A 16,305-nucleotide genomic window follows, 5' to 3' on the forward strand; every position below is an offset into this window, starting at 1 on the left:
TGCACGGGTGCGGGTCAGGGGGATTCGAGTATGCAAAGAGTGCCGTTTGGACGGTATGAACGTGGACGTTGTTTCAGTTTCCGCAATATTGCACGTCAAGTGCGGAAGATCGGTCCTATATGGCTCGTTGCTAGTCTTATCGTTTTGTTGTGCGGTATTACCGTACGCGCTGAGGAGGTTACGTACTACTACACGAACCCTCAGGGCACTCCTCTGGCGACAACGAATGCGGTGGGCATCGTCAGTAACGTGTTGGACTATCGTCCATACGGTGCGTTGATACTTGGCGCTGCATCTGACACTCCGGGCTATACGGGTCATGTGTATGACTCTGATACCGGATTTAGTTATATGCAAGCCCGTTTCTACGATCCCAGCATAGATAGATTCCTGAGCAGAGACCCGGTTGTCTATGCACCTGGCGACATAACTGGAATGAGTCCGTATCTTTACGGATCTGCCAATCCGTACAAGTTCATTGATCCCACCGGTAAAGCTAGTTGTAGTGTAGTGATGGTCTTTATCGCGCCGAATGTCCCTTGGCACGTGACGTCGAGCGCGGCAACAACATAGGTCTCCAGGTCAGTCAAACCACCAAAAGTGAGCCACCACGCAACGACGGATGCGATACAGACGAATGTAGCTCGTATCGCGAAACAAACCGTACGATTCTTGCCAATCAAGGTGAAGCCCTGCAGGAGGCTGGTCTTTATGGACTGAAAGAGGGCGCCATAATGGCCGCCGGAGGGCCGCTCGGAAAGCTCTTTGGGCGTATTGTTGGGATTTTAGGTTTTGGCGAAAAATTGGCTGTTACGTTTGGTCGAAGCGAAAATCAACTGTCTCATACATTCCGGCATATCGAGGCGGCCGGGCTTGAGCGTGGTGTGGTGCAACGCGAAGTCCTTAATGACTTGAAGGGAATTGCGGGAAGTATTCAGCCAGGCACTCCGTTCAATAAATCGATCATGGTAGGTGGTGAACGAGTGACATATACCGCATACAAACTGCCCGATGGATCTATCAACGTTGGAAGAATTACTACTGGAGAGTAGCAATGCGAGGTTTGTCAACATCGGAAAAAAGACTTATCGCTATTCTTATATCGCGCAGCGATATTCATGGATTTGATCAAGCTTGGCTCGATTCTATTCAAGTAGAATCTATGCAAGACGGGGGTATGGGCAGCTTGCGCTTCGTTGGATCTGGGTCGACTTTTGGAGTGCGCGCCAGCGAACTTCGCTTTCGTGACTCTGATGGTGTGGAGGTTCTAGCGTCGCTTAATCTCGATAAGGAACGCAGGCCGTTCGAACTGGATCTGTGGAAAACCGACTTTAGTCCATTGGTCTGTATCCCTTCGGATCTGAGAGATGACGTTGAATAGATCTACGTGCACCGGCTGACACTGCCCGCGAGATATGCTCCGGTTAGTTATGTTGTCCTGAGCGTCCTTATTACGGCCTGCACAATGGACTGCCCAGGGGCTCGGGGGTGGACTCGCCTCTTGGCCTATGGAAAACCGGGAGCGGTGATGTCGACGAATCGAAAGTCAATGAAGCGGCAGAGATGAGTGCGATCTTGTGGTGCGCCAATGGAGGCTCCTGTCCATGAGGCTCGCCGTTCTCGTTCCCTGCATCCTGCTGTGCACCCTGGTTGCCGCATGCTCACGACCGTCGTCCGGAAGTAAACAAACATCCGTCTGCGACATTAGAGCTCACCCCGAGCTGTTCGAAGGTCGCAGCGTCCGCCTGCATGCTCAGTACGTGACCGACGGGATTCACGGTGCGGCCATCGTCGACCCCTCCTGCGGGAAAGCTCTTGCCGTGGATTCGGCGGGAAAGAACGTGAATTGGGTGCCGGTCGACCGGGTTGTCGACGGTGTGGGGTATCAGGGCTCCGTCGGTAAGACCATTGAGGCCGATTTCGTGGGGGTCTTCAGCGGCAAGGTCGGCCATGGCGTGCTCTATGTCACAGGGGTTTCGAACGTGACCTATTCCATGAAAGGGCCCGAGGCTAAGTGATCCTCCCCCTTTGAAATCCACGACTTAGCCCCAAACTCATCCGTTAAGTAGCCCCCACAACCTGCTACCTCCTGAACAGCCGTGGCCTCTATATGGACACGCCCGGGGTATTTCTGTACCATTGCGTACAGTTAACCGATGAACCTTTATCGGACTTAGCACTCTCATAGGGTCAGTGCTAACCTGCCAAAAGTATTTTCAGGAGGTTCCAAGATGTCCCAAGCCCTCGTCACCCGTAATTTCGGTGTCCCGAGCGTCGTTGGCAGTCTGGATTCCTACATCTCGGCCGTTCATCGTATTCCGGTGCTCAGCCTGGACGAGGAGCAGGCGCTGGCGCGTAGTTTCCGCGACGCGACCGACCTCGATGCCGCCAAGCAGCTGGTGATGTCTCACCTGCGCTTCGTCGTTCACGTGGCTCGCGGTTACAACGGTTACGGCCTGCAGCTGTCCGACCTTATCCAGGAAGGCAACATCGGCCTGATGAAGGCCGTGAAGCGCTTCGACCCGGATCAGGGTGTTCGCCTGGTCAGTTTCGCGGTGCACTGGATTCGCGCCGAAATGCACGAGTTCATCCTGCGCAACTGGCGCATCGTCAAGGTCGCCACCACCAAGGCGCAGCGCAAGCTGTTCTTCAACCTGCGCAAGAGCAAGAAGCGCCTGGGCTGGATGAATGCCGAGGAAGTGCGCGTCGTCGCGAAGGATCTCGGGGTTCCCGAGGCCACCGTTCGCGAGATGGAATCGCGTCTGTCCGGTCGCGATATCGGTTTCGAGGCTCCGGCCGACGCCGATGACGACGACAAGCCGGCTCCAGCGGCGTTCCTGGTCGATGAAGGCGCCGATCCGTACGACAACGTGGCGGATGCCGACGCCAGCGAAAACCAAATGGGCGCGTTGTCCTCGGCGCTCAGCAACCTGGACGACCGCTCGCGCGACATCATTCAGCGTCGCTGGCTGGCCGAAGACAACAAGGCCACGCTGCAGGATCTCGCGGACGAATACGGCGTTTCGGCCGAGCGTATCCGTCAGATCGAAGCCAATGCCATGAAGAAGATGCGCGTGGCCATTGCGGCCTGACCTTCGGCAAGGCGTAAGATAACGAACGGCCCCCTCGTGGGGCCGTTTCCTTTTCCCTTTCCCTCAGGTCGCGGAGTTTGGATGGCACGGGTGCTGGTCATCGAGGACGACGAAGTCACGGCGCGTGAAATCGTCACGGAGCTGGCTTCCCACGGCATGACAGCCGATTGGGTGGCCGATGGGCGCGAGGGTCTGACCCGTGCGCTGAACGACGGCTACGACATCATCACGCTCGATCGCCTGCTGCCCGGCATGGACGGCATCGACATCGTCGCGGCACTGCGCGAGCGCAACATCGACACGCCCGTACTGATGATCAGTGCGCTGAGCGATGTCGACGACCGTGTGCGTGGCCTGCGCGCCGGCGGCGACGACTACCTCACCAAACCATTCGCTCCGGACGAAATGGCCGCGCGGGCGGAAGTGCTGCTGCGCCGCCGTCAGCCCAGTGTCGAATCGAACCGGTTGCGCGTCGGCGAACTGGAACTCGATCTCGTCCGCCACATCGCCAATCGCAACGGCCAGCCACTGACGCTGCTGCCCACCGAGTTCCGTCTGCTGGAATTCCTGATGCGCAACGCCGGTCAGGTGCTGACGCGGACGATGATCTTCGAGCAGGTATGGGGGTTCCATTTCGATCCGGGGACCAACGTGATCGATGTCCATATCGGCCGGCTGCGTCGCAAGATCGACGGTCCCGGTCAGTCGCCACTCATTCGCACCGTACGCGGTTCGGGGTATCTCCTTGCGCCCGCTGATTGACGTCTGGCGTTCGGCCTCATCGCGCCTGATCCTTATTTACGGTGCGCTGTTCGCCATCTGGTGCGTGATCCTGCTCGGCGTCGTGCAGTGGGAGGCGTCGCGCTACCTCGTCGGCGTCATCGACCAGATGCTGCTCCAGCGCATCCACTACCTCGAAGTCTCCGATCCGCGTCGCCTGCAGGGCACGGTGGAAGCGGCCAGCGTTATCGACCCGAAAGGCATCATGTGGGTCGGGTTGTTCGACGCGGACGGCAAGCCGGTGGCGGGCAATATCACCCGGCTTCCCGACGAGCTGGTGCAGGACGGCGTGGTGTATCCGCTGAGGGCGAGTCTGGCCGATCCGGATGCCAAACGTCCGGCACGTGCGCGCGGCGTGACCGTGCATCTGGCGAACGGTCAGCGGCTGGTCGTGGCGAAGGAAAGCAATACGATCGACGGTGTCGGCACGATTATCAAGCGCGGGCTCCTGTGGGGGCTTTCGCTCACGCTGCTGCCCGGTCTGCTTGGCGGCATCCTGATCGCGCGCGGACCCGCGCGACGCATTCGCGAAATTCAGGACGCGACGGCTCCCATTCGCGAAGGCGACCTGACGCGTCGCCTGCCCGTGAGCCGGCGTGGCGACGAACTCGATCTTCTGGCCGGTATCGTCAATACGATGCTCGGCGAAATCGAACGTCTTCTGGGCGAAGTGAAGGGCGTGTGCGACAACATCGCTCATGACTTGCGCACGCCACTCACGCGTTTGCGCACGCGGCTGTATCGCACGCAGCAACAGATCGGCCAGCGTCCCGAAGCAGCGTTGCTGGATGCCTGCGTCGACGATATCGATACCGTGCTCACCCGCTTCCGCGCGCTGATGCGCGTGTCGGAACTCGAAGATCGCCAGCGCAGTGCCTGCTTCGCCGACATCGATCTCGCGCAGGTGATTCGCGACGTATACGAATTCTATGTGCCGCTGGCCGAGGACCGCGGGCAGCAGTTCGCACTGACGGTCGGCGAACTGCCCGCATTGCGCGGCGACCCGCAGCTGTTGTTCGAAGCGTTGGCGAACCTCGTCGGCAACGCGATCAAGTTCACTCCCAATGGCGGTGCGGTTCGGTTGACCGCGGGTGTCGACGAGGAAGGCAACGCACGCATCGATATCGTCGACAGCGGTCCGGGCATTCCCGCGGACGAACGCGAGGCGGTCGTCCGTCGCTTCTACCGCGGCGACAACACGCGGGCACAACCGGGCTCCGGGTTAGGGCTCAGCATCGTCAACGCCATCGTGAAGCTGCACGGATACTCGCTGGAAATCGGCGGCGACGACCACGGGGCGCAATTCAGCGTGATTTGCTATCCCAAGGCAGCCTGACCGGCTCCTGCAAAGCGCTCTCGCGCCCGTGATGAGCGCATTTAAATCCAGCATGAATTATTCTTCACTACGCTGAACGATCCGTCGGGTGCACACTTTTGCGCGTCGCAACATCGCGCACGGAACCCGTCCCCATGCTTGGCATTGTCCGGATCGCTCTCACGCGACCGTATACATTCGTCGTTCTCGCTCTGTTGATCCTCATCGTGGGTCCGCTGGCCGCTATCCGCACGCCGACGGATATCTTTCCCGACATCAAGATTCCCGTCATCGCGGTGGTCTGGCAGTACACCGGCCTGCCTCCCGATCAGATGGCCGGACGTGTGTCCTCGCCGTTCGAGCGCGTGCTGACCACGACGGTGAACGACGTCGAACACATCGAGGCGCAGTCGATCTCCGGCTTTGGCGTCGTGAAGATCTTCTTCCAGCCGACCGTCGATATCCGCACCGCCAACGCACAGGTCACCGCCGTGGCGCAGACGCTGTTGCGTCAGCTGCCACCCGGTACCACGCCGCCGCTGATCCTCAATTACAACGCTTCGACGGTGCCGATCATCCAGTTGGCGTTGTCCGGCAAGGGGTTGACGGAACAGAACCTCGGCGATCTGGGCCTTAACGTCATCCGCCCGGCACTGACGTCGGTGGCGGGTGCCGCGATTCCCTATCCGTTCGGCGGCAAGACGCGTCAGGTGCAGATCGACATCGATCCGCCGGCGCTGCAGGCGCGCGGCCTTTCCGCGCAGGACGTCGCCAACGCGCTGGCGGCGCAGAACCTGATCACGCCGGTAGGCACGCAGAAAATCGGCAAGTTCGAATACACGCTGCAGCTCAACAACGCGCCGTCGGATATCCAGGAGCTCGGCAATCTTCCGGTGAAGAGCGTGCGCGGAGCGATGGTTTATATCCGCGACGTCGCGCATGTTCGCGACGGCGCGCCGCCGCAGACCAATATCGTGCACGTCGACGGCAACCGCTCGGTACTGATGACCGTACTGAAGAACGGGTCCGCGTCGACGCTCGCGATCATCTCGGGCATCAAGGAGCGGGTCTCGGCGCTGAAAAGCTCGTTGCCCGACTCGCTGACAATCGCACCCATCGGCGATCAGTCGCTCTTCGTCAGCGCGGCGATCACCGGTGTGGCGCGCGAAGGCATCATTGCCGCGGCGCTGACCAGTCTGATGATCCTGTTGTTCCTTGGAAGCTGGCGTTCGACGGTGATCATCGCAACGTCGATTCCGCTGGCGATCCTCGGCTCCATCGCCGCGCTCTCCGCATTTGGCGAAACGCTGAACATCATGACGCTGGGTGGTCTCGCACTGGCGGTCGGCATCCTCGTCGACGATGCGACGGTGACTATCGAGAACATCAACTGGCATCTGGAGCACGGCAAGGACGTCGAAACGGCGATTCTCGACGGTGCGGCGCAGATCGTGACGCCGGCGTTCGTGTCGCTGCTGTGTATCTGTATCGTCTTCGTACCGATGTTCTTCCTGGATGGCGTCGCGCGCTTCCTGTTCGTGCCCATGGCCGAAGCCGTGATGTTCGCGATGATCGCCTCCTTCATCCTGTCGCGCACACTGGTGCCGACGATGGCTAAGTATCTCCTGCACCCGCATGCCCCGCATACGGACGAACACGGCAACGGCGTCGGCAAGCCGCCGTCGCGCAATCCGCTGGTCCAGTTCCAGCGCTCGTTCGAGCGCGGCTTCGAGCGCGTTCGCGATGTTTACAACGATCTGTTGCAGATGGCGCTGGCACATCGCCGCACCTTCATCATCGGGTTCATGGCCTTCGTCGTCCTGTCGTTCGCACTGGTGCCAATGCTCGGGCGGAACTTCTTCCCGTCGGTCGATTCGGGTCAGATCCTGATGCATGTGCGCGCACCGGTCGGTACGCGTGTGGAGGAAAGCGCGCGGCTGTTCGCGCAAGTGCAGGACTCCGTGCGCAAGATCATTCCGGAAGAGCAGCTCGGTACGGTCGTGGACAACATCGGCCTGTCCTCCAGCGGTATCAACACGGCATACAACAATACCGGCACCATCGGATCGCAGGATGGCGATATCCAGATATCGCTGAAGGAAGGTCACGCACCGACCGCCGGCTACGTGCGTACGCTGCGCGAAAAGCTGCCGCGCGAATTCCCCGGTACGACGTTCTCGTTCCCGCCCGCCGATATCATCAGCCAGATCCTGAACTTCGGTGCGCCTGCGCCGATCGATCTGCAGATTCGTGGCGCCAACCTGCCGGGCAACTTTGCTTACGCGAATCGTCTGCTGCGCGATATCCGCCGCATCCCCGGTGTGGTCGATGCACGCATTCAGCAGTCGCAGGCCAACCCTGGCTTCGCCATCGACGTCGATCGCTCCCGTGCGCAGCAGGTCGGTATTACCGAGCGCGATGTCACCAGCAGCCTTGGCGTGAACCTTGCCGGTTCGAGTCAGGTCGCCCCGACGTTCTGGCTCAATCCCGCGAACGGCATTTCATATTCCATCGTGATGCAGACGCCGCAGTACAGCCTCGACTCATTACCCGCACTGGAGAACGTACCCATCAGCTCCAGCGGTGGCGGTACGTCGCAGGTGCTGGGCGGTCTGGCGACCATCAGTCGCAATGCGTCCAATGCGGTAGTCAGCCAGTACAACATCCAGTCGATGGTCGAGATATTCGCCACGACCCAGGATCGCGATCTCGGCGGCGTGGCCGCGGATATCCAGAAGGTCATCGACGCCAACAAGCAGTACCTGCCGAAGGCGTCGAATGTTGCGCTGCTCGGTCAGGTGCAGACGATGAACAGCGCTTTCTCCGGCCTGATCCTCGGCTTGCTCGGCGCCATCGTGCTCATCTATCTGCTGATTGTCGTGAACTTCCAGTCGTGGAGCGATCCATTCGTGATCGTGACCGCGCTGCCGGCTGCGGTTTCAGGCATCGTCTGGATGCTGTTCGCGACGCATACGACACTGTCGGTCCCCGCACTCACCGGCGCGATCATGTGCATGGGCGTGGCCACGGCGAACTCGATCCTCGTGGTGAGTTTCTGTCGCGAACGCCTTGCCGAACACGGCGATGCGACGAAGGCCGCGATCGAAGCCGGTTTCGTCCGCTTCCGACCCGTGCTGATGACCGCACTGGCGATGATTATCGGCATGGCACCCATGGCGCTTGGCCTTGGCGAAGGCGGCGAGCAGAACGCGCCGCTCGGCCGTGCCGTGATCGGCGGCCTGGTGTTCGCCACCATTGCAACCCTTATGTTCGTCCCCGTCGTTTTCAGCATCATCCACGCGAAGCACGGCCGTGCCTCGCCCGCACCGGTGCCCGCTTCCGGAGAGCCCGTCCATGTCGTCTGATTCTTTCCAGTCCCCCTCACCGCGCCGTCGCTTGCGGCTCGCAGGCATCATCGCAGCCATCGTCGTGCTTGCCATCGTCGTCGCTGGCGTGGCCACGCGCGCCAACGACGCGCACAAGCTACGCAAGTGGACGGACGAGCAGTCGACCCCGACCGTCGCCATCGTCGCGCCGGAAACCGGCGACGCCAATCACAGCCTGCAACTGCCCGGCCGTCTGGACGCCTATGCACGTGCGCCGATCTACGCGCGCGTCAGCGGTTACCTGAAATACTGGAAGGCCGATATCGGTGCGAAGGTGAAATCCGGTCAGCTGCTTGCCGAAATCGAAACCCCCGACCTCGACCAGCAATTGCTGCAGGCTCGCGCTGACCTCGCCAGTGCCCAGGCGAATGCCGCACTGGCCGGCACCACCGCGAAACGCTGGGAAGCGATGCGCGATTCCGATTCCGTATCGAAGCAGGAAGTCGACGAGAAAACCGGCGACTACACCGCGAAGCAGGCACTGGCGCGCTCCGGTCAGGCGAACGTCGATCGCATCGTCGCGCTCAAGAGCTTCACCCGGATCGTCGCGCCGTTCGACGGCGTGGTGACCGCACGCGAAACCGATGTCGGCGCGCTTATCAACGCAGGCGGCGGTGGTCAGGAGCTGTTCGTGGTGTCCGATACGCATATGCTGCGCATGTACGTGAACGTGCCGCAGAACTATGCGCCTTCCATTCGTCCGGGCGCCAAAGCCACGCTGACGGTTCCCGAGTATCCGGGCAAGACCTTCACGGGTACGGTGGAAGCATCGGCCAACGCCATCAGCGCGACGACGGGGACGACCCTGGTCCAGCTGGCGGTCGACAATACCGAAGGCCAGCTCCTTCCCGGCAGCTATGCCAGCGTCACGTTCGACCTGCCGACGGATGCCGGTGCGTTGCGCGTGCCAGCCAGTGCGCTCGTGTTCGACGACAAGGGTCTGCGTATCGCGGTCGTCGACGGACAGAACAAAGTGGCGTTCAAGACCGTGACCATCACGCGCGACTATGGCAAGAGCGTAGAGCTGGGTTCCGGCATCGCCGCGGGCGATCGCGTCATCGAAAGCCCGCCCGATGGTCTCGCGGATGGCGACACCGTACGCATCGCGGCTCCGGAAAAGGCGAAGGCGACCCATGCGCAGGCTTGAACTCGTCGTGTTGCTGGCAGCGAGCCTTTCGGCCTGCTCGCTCGCCCCGACCTATCAGGCGCCCGCGACGCCGGAAGCCACCGAATACGCGGGTGCGACAACACCGTGGACGGACGCGAAGCCCGCCGATCATCTCGCGCGCGACGGATGGTGGAAGCTGTACGGCGATTCGCGGCTGGACGATCTGCAGACGCGATTGTCGAAGAACAATGCCGATCTCGCCGCCGCGCTGGCGCATTACCGCCAGGCCCAGGCGTTCACGTCGCAGGTGCGCTCCGGACTGTTCCCGCAGATCGGTCTCAACGGCAATGGCCAGCGCGATCGCCAGTCGGATACCAAGCCGCTGCGCGGTTCGACATCGCCTGCGGTGTACGACTCGTACACGCTGGGCGGCGAAGTCGATTACGAGGTCGATCTGTGGGGCCGTGTGCGTGACTCCGTTGCAGCCGGCACTGCGGAAGAGGCGGCATCGTCAGCCGATCTTGCGTCGGCGCGGCTAAGCCTTCAGGCGCAGCTTGCCGACAGCTATCTCGCGCTCAATGGGCTGGATCGCCAGGTAAAGCTGCTGCAGGAGAGCATCGACGCTTTCGAACGCGCATTGCAGCTCACGCAGACGCGGCATCAGGGCGGTATTGCTTCGGGACTCGACGTCGCACGCGCGCAGACTCAGTTGTCGTCGGCGCGCTCGCAGCTTCAGCAGGCGCAGGCGCAGCGGGCGCTGGTAGAACACGCCATCGCTGTACTGGTCGGCGATTCGCCGTCGACATTCCACGTCGCCGCACAGACGGATATCGTCCCCGTGCCGACGATCCCGCTCGAAGTGCCGTCGCTGCTGTTGCAGCGTCGCCCCGATATCGCGGCCGCCGAACGTCGCACTGCCGCGGCCAATGCGCGTATCGGCGTCGCGCGAGCCGCGTATTTTCCGCAGGTGACGCTCAGTGCGCAGGGCGGCTATCAGAGCGATGTTTACGGTGGATTGCTCAGCGCGCCGAATCGCTTCTGGGCCATCGGACCGAACTTGTTGCTGAATGTATTCGATGGCGGCCGTCGCAAAGCCGGCGTCGAAGCGGCGAAAGCCGCGACCGACGAAGCGGGTGCGAAGTATCGCGGCGTCGTACTCACGGCGTTCCAGCAGGTCGAAGACAATCTCACGCTGCTGAAGGATCTCGGTTCCGCACTGAACGATCAGAAGGCAGCGGCGGATGCCGCTCAGCGTTCCGTCGATCTGTCGATGGATCGTTATCGCGCAGGTGCGGTGGGCTATCTCGATGTCGTGCAAGCGCAAACCGCCGCGCTCGATGCGCAGCGAAGCGTGCTCGATCTGCAGACGCGCCAGCTCCGTGCAAGTGTGCAACTAATTCGTGCGCTTGGCGGCGGTTGGTCGATGACAGCATCGTAGTCCTTACGGTAAGGTCTGTCGCATAGCTGCAAAGAAGGAGCGGTAGGATCACCGCTCAATGGACAACGCTCGTTCCGCATGAATGAGCGCATTCGACAAGGAGGTCACGGGCATGAAGCTCGCTGCGACATTTTTCCATGCGCGCCATGCGCTCAGTCACGCCAGCGGTATCGGTCCGCTCGCGCTCAGACTTTTTCTCGTTCCGGTTTTCTGGGACGCAGGCATAAACAAGCTTGGGGGATTCGACGGTGTCGTCGAATGGTTCGGCTCGCCCGTTGTCGAAGGGGGGCTTGGATTGCCGTTTCCCACGCTCATGGCGGCGCTCGCAACGGGTACGGAGCTTGTGGGCGCTGTAGCTTTGCTGGTCGGCCTGGGCGTTCGCTTCATCAGTATCCCGCTTATCGTCACGATGATCGTTGCCGCCGTGACCGTGCATCTTCCCAATGGCTGGCTCGCTATTGCCCAGTCGGAAGGTTTCTTCGCGACGGAGCGAACGGCAGCCGCCGTCGCGGCACTGTCCGATGCAAAAGATGTACTGCGCAACGCCGGTGCTTACGATTCCGTCACCGAATTTGGCCGTCTGGCCGTCCTGAATAATGGCATCGAGTTCGCCGTGACCTATATTGTCATGCTCGTTGCGCTGCTGTTCGGCGGCGCCGGTCGATATACAAGCGTGGATCATCTTGTCGCCTCCATAGTGCGGCGATCCCGTCGTTCCGAAGGTATGAAAGAAGAATCGGAAGTGCCGGTTCTAGTAAGTGGAAATCACCAACGCAAGGAGCAATACCATGAAGACCAATAAGACGACGCGCAACATCGCCCTGACCACCGCGGCCATCGCCCTGGGCGCGGCTTCGTTCGCTCACGCCGCACCGTTCGCCGCGGACGAGCTCGCGCGCGGTTACATGCTGGCCCAGGTGGATACATCGGCGATGAAGGCCCAGAAGAAGCACGATGCAAAGGGCGGAAAGGTCGCGGAAACCGGTTGCGGTGCCGACAAGAGGTCTGAAGGTTCGTGTGGTGCCGACAAGAAGGCCGATGGTTCGTGCGGCGACCACGGTAAAGCCGGCGCCACGAAGAAAGCCGAGGGTAAATGCGGCGAAGCGAAGTGCGGCGGTAGATAAGGGAACGCAATACGAGCCGTCCGGCCAGTTGGCGGACGGCTCACAAGGAGCATCGGTATGCATACCAATCCGTCAGGTTGCGTGGGTCTCGGGTTGCGACGTTCATTGATGGACGATCTGCTTGCGAACGCAGGCTCGGTCGATTTTCTCGAACTGGCGCCGGAAAACTGGATGAACATTGGCGGCGCTTACGCCGAGCAGTTGGCCATGCTTCGCGACCTGTATCCCATGACAGCGCACGGTCTGTCTCTGTCGATCGGAAGCCCGGACGAACTCGATCTGTCCTTCGTGCGTTCACTTGCCGATTTCCTCGACCGTCACGACATTGCCGACTACAGCGATCATCTCAGTTACTGCAGCGCGGGCGGCCATCTCTACGACCTGCTCCCGATGCCGTTCAACCGGAGTGCGGTACGGCACGTTGCGAAACGCGTCGCGCAGGTCCAGTCCATTCTCGGTCGTCGCATAGCACTGGAAAATGTCTCTTACTACGGGGTGCTCGATAACCGGATGACCGAAGCGCAGTTCGTTCTCGCCGTACTGGAAGAGGCGGACTGCGATCTTCTCCTCGACGTCAACAATGTTTACGTCAATGCCAGCAATCACGGTTACGACGCCGAGGCATTTATCGATGGTCTTCCGGTTGAACGGATACGCGGCTATCACGTCGCCGGACATCACCAGGAGAATACCGGCATCGTCGATACCCATGGCGCCCATGTGGTCCCGGCCGTGTGGCAACTGCTACGTCATGCCTATGCACGATTTGGCGTGCGCGGAACCGTCCTCGAACGCGATTTCGATATTCCGCCTCTCGATGAGCTGCTGAACGAGCTGAATATCGTGCACGAGTTGCAGGCCGGCGAGTGGATCAGGGCCCATGCGTAACCATGCGTTGCAGCGTGCTCTGGCGGATCATCTTCGCGATCCCGGCCTTCCACCGCCACCCGGAGTGCATGCCGATGTGGCGTTGCTGTACCGGCGTCTGATCCGCAACACGTTTGTCGATGTGCTCGACCGTGCCTATCCTGTGCTTTCGGCGATGGTTGGCGCAGATGCATGGTCCGCGCGCATCGACGAATTCATGGCGGTATACGCCTGCCCGTCGCCACAGATCCACGAGTTGCCCGCTGCCTTTCTCCGGTACATGGAATTACATGCGCGCGGGCGTGACGAGCCGTGGTGTTACGAGCTTGCGTTATGGGAGCATCTGGAGCTCGAATTGATGACCGCGCCGGACGTCGAGGACGTCGTGCCTTCGGGTGTTCGTCTGTGCGCGCATACGCGGATCGGTGCGTTCGACTACCCGGTGCACCGTCTGAGTACGGGAGTGGTGCCGGATAAAGCAGATCGCGCGATATGCCTGATGATGTGGCGCGACACGTCGCATACCATTCGTTTCATGTCGCTGGATCACGCGATGTTCCGCCTGCTTGCAACCATCGACGCGGCGCGTGGCCGGGTGCGGGGCGACGTGATCGCGATAGCGTTTCCAGGTGAGCCGGCGATGTGGGCGGGTGCAAGCGATGCGCTCGATCGCATGGTCGCTTTGGGTGTTGTCCGGGAGTCGTGATGCATAAGGCCGCCGATGTGGCCTTATGCATCACCGCAGGAGCGGATTCGCCAATCGTTGTTTACAGCTTCGCGCCAAGCAACGCCTCGAGCTTGCGCTGATCGACCGCGAACTTGCGGATGCCGTCGGCAAGCTTGTCGGTGGCCATCGCGTTCTCGTTGTGGCCCCAGCGGAACTTGGCTTCCGACAGGCGCTCGCCCGCTTTTTCGCGCTTGCCGTTGTCTTTCAGTGCCAGCGGCAGGTCGCTGGTATTGGCTTCCAGTTCGCCAAGCAACTCAGGGCTGATCGTGAGGCGATCGCAGCCGGCAAGGGCCTGGATCTGGCCGATGTTGCGGAAGCTGGCGCCCATGACGACGGTTTCGTAGCCGTGCAGCTTGTAGAAATCGTAAATCTTGCGGACCGACTGCACGCCCGGATCTTCTTCCGGCGCGTAGATTTTCTTGTCGGTATTGGCGACGTACCAGTCGAAGATGCGACCGACGAACGGCGAGATCAGGAATACGCCGGCCTCGGCGCAGGCCACGGCCTGCTCGAAGCTGAAGAGCAGAGTGCAATTGCACTTGATGCCTTTCTTTTCGAGCTGCTCGGCGGCGCGGATGCCTTCCCAGGTCGAAGCGGTCTTGATGAGGATGCGGTCTTTCGAGATACCGGCTTCGTCGTACATGCCAATCAGGCGTTCGGCCTTGGCGATGGTAGCGTTGGTATCGAACGAGAGGCGAGCGTCGACTTCCGTCGACACGCGGCCCGGAACCACATCCAGGATTTTCCGGCCGACGAGAACCGAGAGCTTGTCGCCGGCGTCGATCAGCTGCTGCGAGCGATCGTTGCCCTTGCCCTTCGCCCAGGCGATGGCTTCGTCCAGCAGCGAGGCGTACGCCGGAATGCCGGCCGCCTTCAGTAGCAGCGACGGGTTGGTGGTCGCGTCGACGGGTTTGTATTTCGCGATGGCTTCGATGTCGCCCGTGTCGGCCACGACGGTGGTGATCTTGCGCAGTTGTTCGAGCTGGTTCGTCACGAGAGCGGTTCCTGTGCCGGTAAGACCCCTATTGTCGCGCCGATTGGTGCCGGGGGGTATGCATCTGTAGGTTTGGGTTTAACTACGTGGAGACAATGTGCAGGGAGCGCGGCCGTTCATCGTGGTGGATCGTCGCGGCCGATATCGCCCTGCACGATGCGCGCGTGCCGCTGGTAGGTCCAGTACGACGACGCCCAGTCCATGAGAACGACCAGGCGGTTGCGGAAGCCGATCAGGAAGTAGACGTGGGCAATCAGCCAGACCCACCACGCCAGGACGCCCGACAGCTTCACCTTGCCGAACTGCGCCACCGCCGCCATACGGCCGATGGTGGCGAGCGAGCCGTCGTCGCGATAGCGGAAAGGCGCGGGTGCGGCCTGGTCCTCGATCCTCGCGCGTATGACCGATCCGACGTACGCGCCCATCTGTTTTGCCGCAGGCGCGACGCCGGGCACCGGCTTGCCGTCGCTGTTGACGCTGGCCAGATCGCCGATGACGAAGACATCCGGGTCGCCGGGGATGCTGAGATCGCCCAGTACCTGCACGCGCCCCGCGCGATCGACCGGCGCGCCGAGCAGCGCCCCCAGCGGCGAGGCTGCTACGCCAGCGGCCCACAGCACGGTACGGGCTTCGATGTGCTGGTCGCCGAGGTCTACGCCATGCGCGTCGATCGCGGTGACCGCGCCGCCGGTGCGCACGTCGACGCCCAGCTTCACCAACTGCTTGCGGGCTTTCTCCGAAAGATCTTCGGCGAAGGCGGGCAGCACGCGCGGGCCGGCTTCCACCAGCATGATGTTGGCGTCGCGCGGCTCGCTGTTGCGGAATTCGCGCGGCAGCGTATGTCTGGCGATTTCCGCCAGGGTACCGGCCAGTTCCACGCCGGTTGCACCGCCGCCGACGATGACGAAGTTCAGCCACGCCTGCCGTTTCGCGGGGTCGGTTTCTCGCTCCGCGTTCTCGAACGCCAGCAGGATGCGCCGGCGGATGTGGAATGCGTCTTCCAGCGTCTTCAGTCCCGGTGCGTCCTTCGCCCACTCGTCGTGACCGAAGTAGGCATGACCCGCGCCGGTCGCGACGATGAGGGTGTCGTACTCGCGTACGCCATGGGCGAAGCGCACGGTTTTCTTTTCCCGGTCGATTTCCAGGGCCTCGTCCATGTAGACGAACGCGTTGGCCTGTTCGCGCAGGATGAAACGCAGCGGCGCGGCGATCGACGGCGCGGAAAGGCCAGCCGTGGCGACCTGATAGAGCAGGGGCTGGAACAGGTGGTGGTTGCGCCGGTCCACCAACGTTACCTCGACCGGCGTTTTCGCCAGTGCCCGGGCGGCCGACAGCCCGCCGAAACCGCCGCCGATGATCAGTACGCGGTGATGCGTGTTCTGGGGAGTGGCGTTGCTTTGCATTGAAGCTCCCGTTGGGGGATGGGGGATGGGGGCGCGTTTCCGGCGATCGTTCGAGGGCACTGGTATCGCCC

General features: G+C 61.6%; 16 protein-coding genes. 14 read left to right on the forward strand and 2 right to left on the reverse strand.

Features of this window, described 5'->3' with window-relative positions; genetic code table 11:
- The first annotated feature begins 30 nt into the window (after positions 1–30).
- From AC3IR3_RS01920 to AC3IR3_RS01985, 14 genes are all read left to right on the forward strand, one after another.
- Complete coding sequence (locus tag AC3IR3_RS01920) at positions 31–573, forward strand: RHS repeat-associated core domain-containing protein (RefSeq protein WP_489195363.1); 543 nt, start codon at positions 31–33, stop codon at positions 571–573.
- Complete coding sequence (locus AC3IR3_RS01925; RefSeq protein WP_489195364.1) at positions 540–1,052, forward strand: hypothetical protein; 513 nt, start codon at positions 540–542, stop codon at positions 1,050–1,052. Before AC3IR3_RS01920 ends, AC3IR3_RS01925 begins: the two co-directional genes overlap by 34 nt.
- A 2-nt stretch (positions 1,053–1,054) precedes the next feature.
- A complete protein-coding gene (locus AC3IR3_RS01930) occupies positions 1,055–1,381 on the forward strand; it encodes a DUF6984 family protein (protein WP_489195365.1) in 327 nt (108 codons plus the stop codon).
- Between the two features lie 223 nt (positions 1,382–1,604).
- Positions 1,605–2,018: a hypothetical protein gene (locus tag AC3IR3_RS01935; protein WP_489195366.1), complete on the forward strand. Its 414-nt coding sequence runs from the start codon at positions 1,605–1,607 to the stop codon at positions 2,016–2,018.
- 213 nt (positions 2,019–2,231) lie between these two features.
- Positions 2,232–3,092, forward strand: coding sequence for an RNA polymerase sigma factor RpoH (rpoH, locus tag AC3IR3_RS01940; RefSeq protein WP_132142379.1), 861 nt, complete (start codon positions 2,232–2,234; stop codon positions 3,090–3,092).
- An 81-nt stretch (positions 3,093–3,173) separates the two neighbouring features.
- On the forward strand, positions 3,174–3,854 hold the full coding sequence (locus tag AC3IR3_RS01945) for a response regulator transcription factor (protein ID WP_489195367.1): 681 nt from the start codon (positions 3,174–3,176) through the stop codon (positions 3,852–3,854).
- Entirely contained in the window at positions 3,838–5,208 is a 1,371-nt protein-coding gene (locus AC3IR3_RS01950) for a sensor histidine kinase (RefSeq protein WP_489195368.1), read from the forward strand. The genes AC3IR3_RS01945 and AC3IR3_RS01950 overlap by 17 nt, the downstream gene beginning before the upstream one ends.
- 134 nt (positions 5,209–5,342) lie before the next feature.
- A complete protein-coding gene (locus AC3IR3_RS01955; protein ID WP_489195369.1) occupies positions 5,343–8,552 on the forward strand; it encodes an efflux RND transporter permease subunit in 3,210 nt (1,069 codons plus the stop codon).
- On the forward strand, positions 8,542–9,720 hold the full coding sequence (locus tag AC3IR3_RS01960; protein WP_489195370.1) for an efflux RND transporter periplasmic adaptor subunit: 1,179 nt from the start codon (positions 8,542–8,544) through the stop codon (positions 9,718–9,720). The genes AC3IR3_RS01955 and AC3IR3_RS01960 overlap by 11 nt, the downstream gene beginning before the upstream one ends.
- On the forward strand, positions 9,707–11,119 hold the full coding sequence (locus AC3IR3_RS01965; protein WP_489195371.1) for an efflux transporter outer membrane subunit: 1,413 nt from the start codon (positions 9,707–9,709) through the stop codon (positions 11,117–11,119). Before AC3IR3_RS01960 ends, AC3IR3_RS01965 begins: the two co-directional genes overlap by 14 nt.
- An 82-nt stretch (positions 11,120–11,201) precedes the next feature.
- Positions 11,202–11,921 (forward strand): HvfX family Cu-binding RiPP maturation protein, encoded by a 720-nt coding sequence (locus AC3IR3_RS01970; protein WP_489195372.1) that lies wholly within the window; start codon positions 11,202–11,204, stop codon positions 11,919–11,921.
- The gene (locus tag AC3IR3_RS01975) at positions 11,908–12,243 is read left to right on the forward strand and encodes an HvfA family oxazolone/thioamide-modified RiPP metallophore (protein WP_489195373.1); all 336 of its coding nucleotides are present in this window, start codon (positions 11,908–11,910) and stop codon (positions 12,241–12,243) included. The genes AC3IR3_RS01970 and AC3IR3_RS01975 overlap by 14 nt, the downstream gene beginning before the upstream one ends.
- A 57-nt stretch (positions 12,244–12,300) precedes the next feature.
- The gene (locus AC3IR3_RS01980) at positions 12,301–13,131 is read left to right on the forward strand and encodes an HvfB family MNIO-type RiPP peptide maturase (RefSeq protein ID WP_489195374.1); all 831 of its coding nucleotides are present in this window, start codon (positions 12,301–12,303) and stop codon (positions 13,129–13,131) included.
- Positions 13,124–13,816, forward strand: coding sequence for an HvfC family RiPP maturation protein (locus tag AC3IR3_RS01985; RefSeq protein WP_489195375.1), 693 nt, complete (start codon positions 13,124–13,126; stop codon positions 13,814–13,816). The genes AC3IR3_RS01980 and AC3IR3_RS01985 overlap by 8 nt, the downstream gene beginning before the upstream one ends.
- A 61-nt stretch (positions 13,817–13,877) precedes the next feature.
- Here the strand turns inward: AC3IR3_RS01985 and tal are convergent, their stop codons facing one another.
- Entirely contained in the window at positions 13,878–14,831 is a 954-nt protein-coding gene (gene tal, locus AC3IR3_RS01990) for a transaldolase (protein WP_489195376.1), read from the reverse strand.
- 116 nt (positions 14,832–14,947) lie between these two features.
- Positions 14,948–16,234 carry an NAD(P)/FAD-dependent oxidoreductase gene (locus AC3IR3_RS01995; RefSeq protein ID WP_489195377.1) on the reverse strand — a complete coding sequence of 429 codons (1,287 nt, stop codon included), beginning with the start codon at positions 16,232–16,234 and terminating at the stop codon, positions 14,948–14,950.
- Between the last annotated feature and the right edge of the window lie 71 nt (positions 16,235–16,305).

Source organism: Luteibacter sp. GL_149 (assembly GCF_057834065.1).